Annotated in this window: 10 protein-coding genes and 1 pseudogene; all 11 read right to left on the bottom strand. The window is 55.8% G+C overall.

Annotated elements, in window-relative coordinates; translation table 11 throughout:
• Nucleotides 1-139 precede the first annotated feature (139 nt).
• A complete protein-coding gene (locus RT613_RS21265) occupies nucleotides 140-652 on the bottom strand; it encodes a DUF2478 domain-containing protein (RefSeq protein WP_313618375.1) in 513 nt (170 codons plus the stop codon).
• A 231-nt stretch (nucleotides 653-883) separates the two neighbouring features.
• Nucleotides 884-1,632, bottom strand: a pseudogene (locus tag RT613_RS21260) (TIM barrel protein).
• Nucleotides 1,633-1,656: 24 nt separating this feature from the next.
• Nucleotides 1,657-2,454, bottom strand: a complete 798-nt coding sequence (gene iolB / locus RT613_RS21255; protein WP_313618374.1) for a 5-deoxy-glucuronate isomerase — start codon at nucleotides 2,452-2,454, stop codon at nucleotides 1,657-1,659.
• A 125-nt stretch (nucleotides 2,455-2,579) separates the two neighbouring features.
• On the bottom strand, nucleotides 2,580-3,476 hold the full coding sequence (iolE, locus tag RT613_RS21250; protein WP_313618373.1) for a myo-inosose-2 dehydratase: 897 nt from the start codon (nucleotides 3,474-3,476) through the stop codon (nucleotides 2,580-2,582).
• A 9-nt stretch (nucleotides 3,477-3,485) separates the two neighbouring features.
• Nucleotides 3,486-5,318, bottom strand: a complete 1,833-nt coding sequence (iolD, locus tag RT613_RS21245) for a 3D-(3,5/4)-trihydroxycyclohexane-1,2-dione acylhydrolase (decyclizing) (RefSeq protein WP_313618372.1) — start codon at nucleotides 5,316-5,318, stop codon at nucleotides 3,486-3,488.
• Nucleotides 5,315-7,240 (bottom strand): bifunctional 5-dehydro-2-deoxygluconokinase/5-dehydro-2-deoxyphosphogluconate aldolase, encoded by a 1,926-nt coding sequence (gene iolC, locus RT613_RS21240; RefSeq protein WP_313618371.1) that lies wholly within the window; start codon nucleotides 7,238-7,240, stop codon nucleotides 5,315-5,317. Before iolC ends, iolD begins: the two co-directional genes overlap by 4 nt.
• Before the next feature lie 4 nt (nucleotides 7,241-7,244).
• Complete coding sequence (locus RT613_RS21235) at nucleotides 7,245-8,363, bottom strand: Gfo/Idh/MocA family oxidoreductase (RefSeq protein ID WP_313618370.1); 1,119 nt, start codon at nucleotides 8,361-8,363, stop codon at nucleotides 7,245-7,247.
• 54 nt (nucleotides 8,364-8,417) lie between these two features.
• Complete coding sequence (locus RT613_RS21230; RefSeq protein WP_313618369.1) at nucleotides 8,418-9,197, bottom strand: ATP-binding cassette domain-containing protein; 780 nt, start codon at nucleotides 9,195-9,197, stop codon at nucleotides 8,418-8,420.
• Nucleotide 9,198: 1 nt separating this feature from the next.
• Nucleotides 9,199-10,305, bottom strand: a complete 1,107-nt coding sequence (locus tag RT613_RS21225; protein WP_313618368.1) for an ABC transporter permease — start codon at nucleotides 10,303-10,305, stop codon at nucleotides 9,199-9,201.
• Nucleotides 10,306-10,359: 54 nt separating this feature from the next.
• Nucleotides 10,360-11,280, bottom strand: coding sequence for a sugar ABC transporter substrate-binding protein (locus RT613_RS21220; protein WP_313618367.1), 921 nt, complete (start codon nucleotides 11,278-11,280; stop codon nucleotides 10,360-10,362).
• 142 nt (nucleotides 11,281-11,422) lie between these two features.
• Nucleotides 11,423-11,938: Gfo/Idh/MocA family oxidoreductase (locus tag RT613_RS21215; protein ID WP_313618366.1), on the bottom strand; the 516-nt coding region annotated here is incomplete at its 5' end.

The raw sequence follows: 11,938 nt of genomic DNA, 5'->3' as shown, positions 1-11,938 counted from the left end.
GTTATCTTCTGGCTATGAGCAATGAGTCCTGACCCTAATCCACGGAATAAATTTCCAATCGACAGATCGGCTACCGCGCTAATTTGAATTTTGCCAAGAAAAACAGCCGTCTGGTCTGATTACTGGTGCCGTTTTTCCGTCAGACGGAGGAGTGTACAGCCTGCGACTTCGCCCAGTTTGCAATATAGCTCGGGTCTGTCGGCAGGATCTCCGCGCAACCACCCGCGAAAGATAAAAAGGCTTCAAGATTGATGTTGTTGACACCGATGATTACGGGAATGTCCCGTTCCATGGCGTCAATGATCATCGAAACAAAGCCGCGACCTTCCGCTTCATGTTTGCCGAACTTGTTGACGATTAGAACAGAAGCGCCATTTGCGCGTGAGGCAGCCTCCGCCGTGGCCGCTTCCAAAGCTGCACTGTCCAGCCGGCAGCCGCTTGCATGTTCTCCAAGGTTCTGGCTGATCCGCAATATGGGACCATCTGGCAAAATCTGAAGATCCATATCGCATTTGCTGCGATTTGCACTTTTGTACGGGGCATGAATAGCGCCTGATGGTTTCATGCCGGCTTCTTCAAACAGCGTGACGAGCTGCGACAGACATTTGTCCAGCTCATCGCCGTCGGTCAGGTTAATGTACCCAAGCCGCATGATTGTTTCCTTTGCGCTTCTGTCCGGTCCGAAATCGAGCAATATTCAGTTGCGCATGAACCATGCTGTGTTTCATGTCGTCAATAGCCGGTGGCGTCACAGGCATGCCTATGCCAGCAGCGGACTGACGTTTGTAAGTCGGAGAAGCTCCAAATAAATGGATGGGGTACACGAGGGATGACCACGTCCATATGTTGAAAGCATGAAATGGTGTGCGCTCAGTTCTATGGCCTACAAGGTGAAGGCATTGCGGAAGGCTTCAAGCGCATCCTCGGGATCACCCTTGGCAAATGCCTCCATACCGACAGGACCACGATAGCCCATGTCGTGTAATGCTCGCGCAATCACCGGATAGTTGATTTCGCCGGTGCCCGGTTCGCATCGCCCAGGTACGTCAGCCACCTGTATCTCGGCAACCCAAGGCAGGCAGGATTTGCAGGTTTCGATCAGATTACCCTCACCGATTTGAACGTGATACAGATCGAGATTGAGACGCAGGCGGGGATGGTTGACGGAGGAAACCAGTGCGAGTGTGTCTTCTGCTCGACCAAACGGTGTGCCGGGGTGATCAACCGGAAGATTGAGGTTTTCGAGCGTATAAACGACGCCCTCCTTTTCCGCCATATCGGCAATACGTGCCAAGGTATCGCGTGCCTTGAGCCACATTTTGCCCGTCACGATCTCACAGGGTTGCGCCGGGAAACCGCCTTCACCGAGACCGGTTCCATGAAGGTTGAGGCGCGCGACGCCAAGCGCAACAGCTCATCGGCGCCTTCGTCATCGGCAAGCCTGCCGGTGAGATAACCGTTCATGATCGAGAATTTTGCACCGGATTTTTCCAGCGCATCGAGGTCGTGGTCTGGCCAGTTCCAAAGGCCGACATCGAAACCCATTTCGGCAAGGCGTGCGGAACGCCATTCAATCGGCTTGTCACGCCAGATCATTTCGGCGCAAACGGCAAGGCTAAAAGGCTGGATCATGATGTTTGCCCTGAAATTCGCTGATTATCGCAGGAGATGTTCGACATTGGGGGCGGCAACAAATCGCCATTTACGCAACGGGCCCGCCATCACGTTGAGATAATACATTTCAAAACCATAGGGTGCGCCGCATGGATGGTGGCCGCGTGGCACACACACCACATCGCCATCATGAACCGCCATGGTTTCATTGAGTTGTAGGTCGTCCGTATAAACGCGCTGAACGCCAAAGCCATCGGCCGGGTTGAGGCGATGATAATACGTCTCTTCCAGATAGGTTATGCGTGGAAAATCATCTTCGTCATGTCGATGGCTTGGATAACTCGACCAATGGCCAGCCGGGGTGAAGACTTCTGTGACCAGCAAGGAGTCGCAATAATCTTCATTTTCCATGGCGATGTTGTTGATGAAGCGCTTGTTGGTACCCTCGCCGCGCTCCGTCAATTTAATGGCTTTCGGATCGATCAACCGTGCCTCGTGGCCGCCTTTGCCCGGCGCTGAACATACCGCAATCACGCAGTCGGTTTGTGCTGTCGCTTGCCAATCCGAACCGTTGGGAAGGTAAAGCGAGTGTGGAGCAGTTTTTTCGAAAACATTCATGCGTTCGCCAAGCACGCCCCAGTCGCGACCATCTGCCGTTATCGCAACCTTGCCCTCGACGATAACGAGAATGACCTCGTTATCATTGGTGACTTCTGCCGCTTTTTCCCCTGCTCGCAAACGATAAAGCGAAAAACCGACAAATCGCCAGCCAGCGGAAGCAGGAGTAATTTCATGCACCTTACCATGGGTGCCGAAGGGACGGTGGAGAAGATTGGGCATAACGTTCCTCCTGGAGAAGGTTACTTCTAGACATATTGGGACTTCGGATGAAAAAGTCCGATAAAAATTGATTGTCAGAGAACGCTGCCGACGGCCTAGTGGACAGCGTTTCTTTGTGTGCAGGGTCAGGCAAGGCCGACCTTTGCCGACGCTTCTTTTAGGGTTTTCAGGCCCAGTGATTGGTACTGATGCGGATTGCGGACTTTCGGGTCCTGTTCAGCTTCGATAACGATCCAGCCCTCGTAACCCTCGTCCTTGAGGATTTGCAAAAGGGGTAGGAATTCGACGCCGCCTTCACTGTCACCCGGTACGGTGAACACACCTGCTCGCACGCCATCCATGAAAGACAGACCCTGTTCCCTCACCTGCCGCATGACGGCAGGACGGACATTTTTGGCGTGAAAGTGTGCGACGCGCTTTGCGTATTTGCGAAGCACAGGTGTCGGGTCCACACCGTTGGCACCGAAGTAACAATGACCGGCGTCGAACAGCAAATGTGTTGCCGGACCCGTTGCGGCCATGAAGGCATCAATTTCATCAGGTGTTTCCACCACTGTCCCCATGTGGTGATGGTAGACAAGCGTGATGCCTTGCGAGGCAGTGAAGGCTGCAAGTTCTTCAACCTTTGCAGCAAAGGCGTTCATCTCGTCGACCGTCAGGGTCGGGCTTTCAGAAAGCGATGTCTGCAGGCCCTGCACGGAGTTGGATGTTTCGCAGACGATGCAGACTTTGCAGCCATTATATCTAAGTTTGTCGAGATGTGACTGAATGGCCTTTTTCTCATCTTCAACCGACTGCGCAAGCAGGTTGAGCGAATACCAGCCGGAAACAAAAGCGAGGCCATAGGAGCCGAGAAGCTCCTTCAAAGCGGCGGGATCATTTGGCCAGCGATGACCATTTTCGATGCCATCAAAGCCGATATCGGAGGCCTCGCGCAGGATCTGTTCTGTGGGGATGTCAGCGCCGAGGGACTGGTCGTCGTCATTAGCCCAGGCAATTGGATTGGTTCCGAAGCGGATCATTCTTAGTCCTCAATTTACAAGTGTTTGCCGCGCCATGCCGTCGAGATAACGTGCATAGGCTGCTTTCAGTTTTTCTGTTGTGCCGACTTCCGGCACCGCTACATCCCACCAGTTTCCGGCGTCACCGAAACCTGGGCCGTCGGTTGCGTCCGTATCGATGACGATGACGGTAGGGATATCGCGCTGTCGGGCTTGTGCGATCTGCTGTTCAAGATCGGCAATGTTTTTCGCCTTGATGGCAACCGCACCCATCGACGCTGCGTGAGCGACAAAGTCGATTTGCGGCTGTTGTTCGATGTTGCAATCGGCGTAGAGGTTGTTGAATGCGGCGCCGCCACTGGCCTGCTGCAGACGGTTGATGCAGCCATAACCTCTGTTATCCGTCAGAACGACCGTAAACGGTACCTTGCGCATGACGGCTGTGGCCAGTTCCGAATTAGCCATCATATAAGACCCGTCGCCAACAAAGCAGATTACATCACGCTCTGGTCGCGCCAGTTTCAATCCCATTGCACCGGCTATTTCATAGCCCATGCAGGAGAAGCCATACTCCATGTGATAGCCACCCTGGCTTGGCTGCCACAGCAGTTTTAGCGCACCAGGCATTGTACCGGCGGCACACATGGCAATTGCGTCCTCACCTGTTGCCCGCTGTACGGCACCGATCACCTGTGCGTCGGTCGGTAGACTGTCATCGCTGGGCGCTGCGCAATGGCGATCCACCGCCGCAAGCCATTCGGCTCTCGATTTGACGTCGGGATCTGGCGCGCGGTGATTGCCGATAGCCTCACTGAGTGCCTGCAGAGCAACCCGTGCGTCTGCGACCAAACCTTGGGCTCCGTGTTTATCGGCGTCATAGGCTTGCACATTGATGGAAATGAGCTTGCGGTCCTTCGCCTCGAACAGCGTCCACGAGCCGGTGGTAAAGTCCTGAAAACGCGTGCCGATGCCGATCACGAGATCCGCCTTGCGGGCAAGCGTGTTTGCGGCGGCAGAACCGTCCACGCCGGCTGCGCCGAAGTTCAGCGGGTGAGCCTGTGCAAGCGCAGATTTGCCAGCCTGCGTTTCAATCACCGGAATGTTGTGGCGTGTGGCGAAATCCGCAAGATCCTGTTCGGCGCCGCTATAGATCACACCGCCGCCGGCAACGATGACGGGGTTTCGGGCTGCCAAGATGGCTTTGGCAACATCTGCAACATCACGTGTATCGGGTGCCGGACGGCGAACACGCCACACGCGGCTTTCAAAAAATGATTCCGGCCAGTCATAAGCCTCGGCCTGAACGTCCTGGCAAAAGGACAAGGTCACAGGGCCGCAATTGGCAGCATCGGTCAAAACCCGCATGGCGCGCGGCAGTGCCGTCAGCAATTGTTCTGGGCGAGTGATGCGATCAAAATAACGGCTGACGGGGCGAAGGCAATCATTGGCCGAGACCGTGCCGTCATCGAAATCTTCAATCTGTTGCAACACCGGATCAGGCCGCCGGTTGGCGAACACATCTCCGGGGATTAGCAGCAGCGGCAGACGGTTTACATGGGCAAGGGCTGCGGCTGTTACCATGTTGGTTGCGCCCGGACCTATGGATGATGTCACCGCCTGGGCACGTTGGCGTTTGTGCGCCTTGGCGAAGGCGATTGCTGTGTGCGCCATGGTTTGTTCATTTTGCCCGCGCCATGTCGGCAGGCTATTGCCCGCCTTTTGCAGGGCTTCGCCCAATCCGGCAACATTGCCGTGGCCGAAAATGGCCCAAATGCCGTCGATGAAACGTTCACCCTCTTCGGTGAGTTGTGCCGCCAGCCATTTCACCATGGCTTGGGCAGCAGTCAATCGAATGGTGTTCATGCTGCCTGTTCCTTTGCCTTCGTGCGGGCCTTGTCCCAAATCGCGCACAAACGGGCGTAACGCGATGCCATGTCGTTGATAGCGGTGGTGTCGTCGATTTCTCCGATCATCCAGCGAGCTGCTGCATCCGCAAAAATCGTGCGGCCGACAGCAAAACCTTTGACGAGATCAAAGCTTGCTGCGACGTCGAAGCTTCTGGAAAGTTCTGCTTCCGGTGCCTCGAGGCCAAGAACAACGATGCCGCGAGTGTGGCGGTCATGGGCTTCAATGGCATCAATTGCATTGGCCCATGCTGCATGGGTTTTCAGAGGTTCGAGTTTCCACCAGTCCGGGAATATCCCTGCTTCGTAGAAGCGGTGAACGAGGGTGGCGACAGTATTGTCGTCTGTTGCTGCCACCTTGGACGGAATGATCTCGAGCAGGAATTCGAGCTTGTTGCGTCTTGCCGCGTCAAACAGGCGTTTAACCGTGGCAATCTGTGCTGCCCAGACTTCCGCGCTGTCCTGCGGGTGGCAGAAGCACAGGACCTTGACCACGTTCTCGCGTGCCCATTCTACCAGCGTGCCGCAATCAGTGCCGAGTTCCGGCTCGAGATCCAGAGGGCGTGAGCCGGGAAGTTCTGCTGGACGACCGATCCACAGACCGGTGCCGGACGCACGTTGCAAAGCAGAACGCCCGATTCGGTTGTCGCACAGAATGCCGTAACCCGCCTGCCCGTTCTGGACCTGCAAGGCAGCGTTGAGGCACAGCTCCTTGAATGCGCCGCCCTTTTTCTGGCTGTAGCCCGGCAGGGCTTCCAGTTGCATACGGTGATCAAAAGCGAACACGCGCATGGTCGACCAGTCGCCATTCACCCGCGTGTGGCGTGTGGTTGACCAGTGAACTTGCTCAAGATCCGGATCATTGCGCAAATCCGGTCTGACAACACCACGCTGCAGAAAGAACTGCAATTCTTCCCAGCTTGGATAGGCTGGTGTGCAGCCATGTCTGCTAACCGCAAACGCGCCGCAGGCATTGGCAAATTTCAACGATGTCGGCCAATCTTCACCGGTCATCCAACCGCGCAACAGACCCGAGAAGAAGCCGTCTCCAGCACCAAGTACATTGAACACCTCGATGGGGAAACCCTGACCCGACTGACCCTTATCCAGGCTATCTGGTATCTCGTGTTCAAAGGCCACGGCACCAAGCGCACCGCGTTTGCAGACCAGCGTGGCTGGCGTGAGTTCACGCACCGCCGTCAGGCACGCGAGTGTATCGGTGCTGCCACCTGCAATGTGAAACTCTTCTTCGGTGCCAACGATCAGATCGAAATAATGCAACGAAGACTGCAGTTTGGCGGTAACCTTCTGGCTTTCCACGAAACGGCTTTCACCATCACCATGGCCGGCGACGCCCCACAGGTTTGGTCGGTAATCAATATCAAGAGCTGTCCGCAAACCATGTTTGCGGGCAAGTTTCAACGCCTTGATAACGGCGGCTTCGGTGCGCGGATTGCTGAGATGTGTGCCGGTCACAACAACGGCACGTGCGGAGGCAATGAATGCCTCATCGACATCGTCTTCGCACAGCGCCATGTCGGCACAGTTTTCACGGTAGAAGATCAGAGGAAACTGCTCGTCGTCGCGAATGCCCAGAATGACCAGTGCGGTCAATCTTTCTGGGTCAATCTTGACCCCCTTGGTTGAAACGCCTTCGCGGGCCAGTTGCTCGAGGATGAAGCGACCCATATGTTCATTGCCAACACGGCTGAGCAGTGCGGTTTTCAGACCCAGCCGCGCGCTGCCGCAGGCTATGTTGGTCGGGGAGCCGCCGATGTATTTTTCGAAGGATCCCATGTCTTCCAGTCGGCCACCGATCTGTGCACCATAAAGGTCCACACCTGCACGGCCGATTGTGATGACGTCGAGTGTTTTGGTCACTGTCTTACCTTTCAATACGCACGAGGGTTCCATTTGAGGTCGCCATGGCGTGAATGATCTTTTCGATTTCCAGTCCTTGAGAAAAATCCGGGCCGCAGGCAGGGCCACCAGTAATCGCGCTCAACAGATCGCGCGCTTCGATTGTTTTTTGCTCGTTGAAGCCAAAGTTATGGCCGGGTGCCGGGCAGAAAGCGGCGAAGTCAGGTTGGTCTGGGCCTGTCAGATGGCGGGTCAATCCTGCCTCACCTGCCCGGTGAAGCCAAAGCTCGTTCATGTTTTCCTGGTCGAAAACAATCGTGCCTTCGGTGCCGTGCACTTCCCATTGCAGGCGGCATTTACGGCCGCGCGCCACGCGAGAGGTCGCAAAAGACCCTTGCGCGCCTGAAGTGAAACGCAACAGTGCCATTGCACTGTCTTCATTTTCCACGGATTTCGGTCCATCTGGTGATGGACGGGTTGGTACAACGATCTGTGTTTGCGCCACGATCTCCGACACCGGCCCCATCAGCGCGACCATTTGGCTCACGAGGTGGCAGCCCAGATCACCAAGCGCGCCCAGACCACCACCTTCGTGAGTCATCCGCCATGACCAAGGGAGGAGCGGGTCTGCGGAATAGTCTTCGTCATAGACGCCACGAAAAGCCATTGGCTTGCCGATGACACCGTCAGCGATCAGTTTGCGTGCAGATTGGAATGCCGGGCTGCGCAAATAATTGTAACCGAGAATGGTTTTCTGGCCATCACTTGCCTGAGCAAGCTCTGCCATGGCGTTAGCATCGGCAAGTGTCAGTGCCATCGGCTTTTCCAGCCAGACGTGTTTTCCGGCTTTCAGGGCGGCCTCGGCCATTGGCCGATGCATGCCATTCGGTGCAGTGATGGAGACGATGTCAACTTTTGGGTCGGTCACCGCCTCCTGCCAGTTGGTGGTGCCACGGGCAAATCCGAATTGCGTGGCAAAATGTTTTGCTGCTTCGTCCGTGACATCGGACAATATTTCAAGCCGGGGATGCGCGCCACCGAATACGGTTGCTACATTGCGCCACGCCATGGCGTGGCACTTGCCCATGAAACCAGTGCCGATCAAGGCGATGCCCAGTTCCTTTGCTGGCATTGGATTAGACATTGATGTTACCCACTCACTTTCTATACCTATACGTGAACATGACAGGTTCTTCGGTCAAATCGTGCCGCCAAGCGAACCTTCGAGCTCTGCGAGTTGTTGGCCGCCGGCCATCAAATCCTGTAATTCGGGCGCTGTGATCTCTCCCTTTTTTGCGGTGCCCAGCGTCTGACCACGGTTCAGCACCGTGAAGCGATCGCCAACGGCCATGGCATGGCGCACATTGTGGGAGATGAAGACGACACCGACGCCCTGCTCTCTGACCTTCATGATCGTTGCCAGAACATTCGAGGTCTGGCGCACACCCAAAGCGGATGTCGGCTCATCAAGGATCAGCACCTTTGCACCGAAATAGACCGCTCTTGCGATGGCAACCGTCTGGCGTTCACCGCCAGACAATGTGCCAACGGCTTGGTCAGGGGCGCGCAGATTGATGCCCATCTTACGCATTTCCTGCACGGTAATCTCATTTGCCCGATCAATATCGAAGCGCTTGAAAATGCCTTTGCCCTTGGTTGGTTCGCGTCCCATGAAGAAGTTGCGGGTAACCGACATCAGCGGGATCATCGCGAGGTCCTGGAACACGGTCGCGATACCTGCTTCCATGGCGTCACGCGGTGTGTTGAAGGACATTGGACGTCCTTCGAAGGTGATGCTGCCTTCGTTTGGCTTGTGAACGCCAGACATCGTCTTGATGAAGGTGGACTTGCCGGCACCGTTGTCGCCTAGCAGGCAATGGCACTCTCCCGGCATCACATCAAAGGTTACACCATTCAGGGCAATGACATTGCCGTAGTGCTTCTTGATGTTTTCCATATGGATGATAGGTGCGGTCATCTCAACGCTCCCCGGTTACGCGCTTGCGGATTGCATTGTTGAAGATGACAGCGAGCAGCAGCATGGCGCCAAGGAAGATCTGGAACCAGTCCTGGTCGAACTTGGTATAGGTAAGGCCGATGGTGACCATGCCGAATATGATGGCGCCGAAGAATGCGCCAACTGCCGAGCCGTAACCGCCGGTGAGAAGGCATCCACCAATAACTGCGGTGATGATGGCTTCGAATTCCTTCATGAAGCCGCGACGTGCATCGGTCGATCCGGCGTCGATAACCGTGATGATGGCAACCAGAGCAGCAGCCATGGCTGTGAGCATAAAAAGTGAAAGCTTGACGCGACGAACTGGAACACCGGAGTTTTGTGCTGCAAGCGAGTCACCACCTGTTGCAAAGATCCAGTTGCCGAATGGGGTGCGCAGAAGCACGTAGGTCGCGACAATTGCAAAACCGATGAACCACAGGATTTCAACTGGAACGCCAGGCACTTTGGGTGCACCAGTGCGCAGAGTTTCGATCAGGCCGGCATCTGCCATCCACTGGAACAACCCGGTAAATGCGTCGCCGGAAAAGATCGGAGCGATGACATCGCCAGCAACAGCTTCGCGAACGCCGCGCAGCTGTGTTGAGCCGCCGGTCACGATTTTCAGGCCGACAAGCGATGCGCCACGCAGGATGAAAAGTCCTGCAAGTGTGACGATGAAGGATGGCAAGCGCGTGCGCAGAACAACGATGCCATTGGCAACACCCAGTGCTCCAGCAAGGCCCATTGTCAGCGGAATGGCAACGATCAGCGGCAGGCCAATATTGACGGTGAAAGCACCGAACAACAATCCGGAAAAGGCAACCATGGAGCCGATCGAGAGGTCGAATTCGCCCCCGATCATCAGCATGGCTGCGGCGATGCCGAGTATGCCGAGTTGGGCGGCTGGCGTCATGAAATTCATGATTCCTGACAGTGTGAACATGGTGCTGTCTGCGGTGATCAGGAAAAAGATCGTTACGAGGACAACGCCTCCGATTGCTCCCAGTTCTGGTCTTTTCATAAGCCGTGTCGCAAGGGACTCGGCTTTAAGGCGTTCATCCACCATAGCAAGCGTCTCCGTCGGCATGCTGTTCCTCCCGATAGAAAGCCGGGCCACGTCTGACATGGCCCGGTCATTTGTTTAACGGATGCCCTTCGCGGAAAGCTCGATCACCTTCGCGGCCGAGTCTTTCATCACGAGGTTCGGGCCGGAAGGCACGTCACCGCCTGGGATCAGGCCATATTCTGCGTTGAGAGCCAGGAAGGAGACCGGCAGGTATCCCTGAAGGAACTGCTGCTGGTCGATAGCGAAGGTAGCCTTGCCGTCGACAATGTCCTGCAGGAAGCCGGAGGACAGGTCGAAGGTGGCGATCATCACCTTGTCGCGGCCGATTGCTTGTGCTGCCTGTACGGTCGGTTCACCGACCAGCGAGGCGTTCAAGGACAGAACGGTATCAATATCAGCGTCGGATTCGAGTGCTGCGCGAACCTTGGCCTGTACTTCTGCAGGATCGTTGCCGGTCGGGATGACGGTGACCTGTCCAAAGCCTTCTGCAAAGCCCTTGCAACGCAGGTCGAGGGATACGTTGCCAACTTCCTGGTTGATGCAGATGCCTTTCTTGCCGCCCAGTTCAGCAAGCTTGGCCCCTGCTGCCTTGCCAGCATCAAATTCAGACTGGCCAACATGAAGGAGCGCGCCAAGTTCGTGAGCAACATCCGAACCGGAGTTCATCGAAATAACCGGAATGCCGGCTTCTACGGCACGCTTGATTGATGGACCCAGTGCATCGGCATCTGGAATGGAAACCACGAGACCATCGGGGTTCTGGTTGACTGCTGCATCAATCATCTGGCTCATCTGAACCATGTCGAAGGTTTCTGGCGAGCGGAATTCAACCGTTGCGCCGGTGTCCTTACCAGCCTTTTCAACGCCGTTCTTCACGACCGACCAAAACGGATCGTTTGCCTGACCGTGGGCAACAACAATAATGCTGGTCGCAAAAGCCGGTCCGGCCATTGCAATAATAGCGGCTGTAGAAACCGCGGCAAAAAATTTCTTCATGCTATCCTCCCGTTAAGTTTTGCAAGGCGTTCAGACGAAGCGCCCTTGCCTCCCGGCCCTCCAAGCCGGATTTCGTTGTCGGGTTGCGCCTTCTCCCTGCGCAGCCCGATCAAATGCATCCGCACAATGTGCGGTCAGAACGTTACAGCACCAGATCGACCGGGCGACCGGTCTTTACCGACTGCGTGGCGGCCTCCGCCAAGGCAAGTGCCATAACGCCATCTTTCAGCGTTACGGGGATGGTTGCGCCATCCAGCACGGCGGCGACAAAGGCATCCCATTCGGCAACATAAGCGCGCATATATCGTTCAAGGAAAAAGAACTCTGGCTTTGCGCTGGAAACGCCTGCCTTCGTGGCCTTGGAAACGGTGTTTTCCAGAACGTTCGCCGCGGAAAGCAGTCCTTCCGATCCGAGTAGTTCTACGCGCTGATCGTAACCGTAGGCCGCGCGACGGCTGTTCTTGATCACGGCGATGCGGCCATTTGCATAGGTGAGTGTAACAACGGCGGTATCAACATCACCGGCTGCGCCGATCTCGGGGTCGACGATAGATGTGCCGACCGCGTGAACCGTCTTTGGTGCGTCGCCCATCAGGAAGTTTGCCATGTCGAAGTCGTGGATCATCATGTCGCGGAACAGGCCGCCGGAGACTTTGAC

Origin of the sequence: Agrobacterium sp. (assembly GCF_032092815.1) — a bacterium.
Lineage (GTDB): Bacteria > Pseudomonadota > Alphaproteobacteria > Rhizobiales > Rhizobiaceae > Agrobacterium.
The sequence above is the reverse complement of the archived record's forward strand: the minus strand, read 5'-3'. Positions and strand labels throughout refer to the sequence as shown.

Bases quoted from the DNA above. Each gene is read 5' to 3' on its own strand.
- RT613_RS21220 (WP_313618367.1), bottom strand. From the start codon at position 11,280: ATGAAGAAATTTTTTGCCGCGGTTTCTACAGCCGCTATTATTGCAATG.
- RT613_RS21265 (WP_313618375.1), bottom strand. From the start codon at position 652: ATGCGGCTTGGGTACATTAACCTGACCGACGGCGATGAGCTGGACAAA.
- RT613_RS21230 (WP_313618369.1), bottom strand. From the start codon at position 9,197: ATGACCGCACCTATCATCCATATGGAAAACATCAAGAAGCACTACGGC.
- iolE (WP_313618373.1), bottom strand. From the start codon at position 3,476: ATGATCCGCTTCGGAACCAATCCAATTGCCTGGGCTAATGACGACGAC.
- RT613_RS21225 (WP_313618368.1), bottom strand. From the start codon at position 10,305: ATGCCGACGGAGACGCTTGCTATGGTGGATGAACGCCTTAAAGCCGAG.
- iolD (WP_313618372.1), bottom strand. From the start codon at position 5,318: ATGAACACCATTCGATTGACTGCTGCCCAAGCCATGGTGAAATGGCTG.
- iolB (WP_313618374.1), bottom strand. From the start codon at position 2,454: ATGCCCAATCTTCTCCACCGTCCCTTCGGCACCCATGGTAAGGTGCAT.
- RT613_RS21235 (WP_313618370.1), bottom strand. From the start codon at position 8,363: ATGTCTAATCCAATGCCAGCAAAGGAACTGGGCATCGCCTTGATCGGC.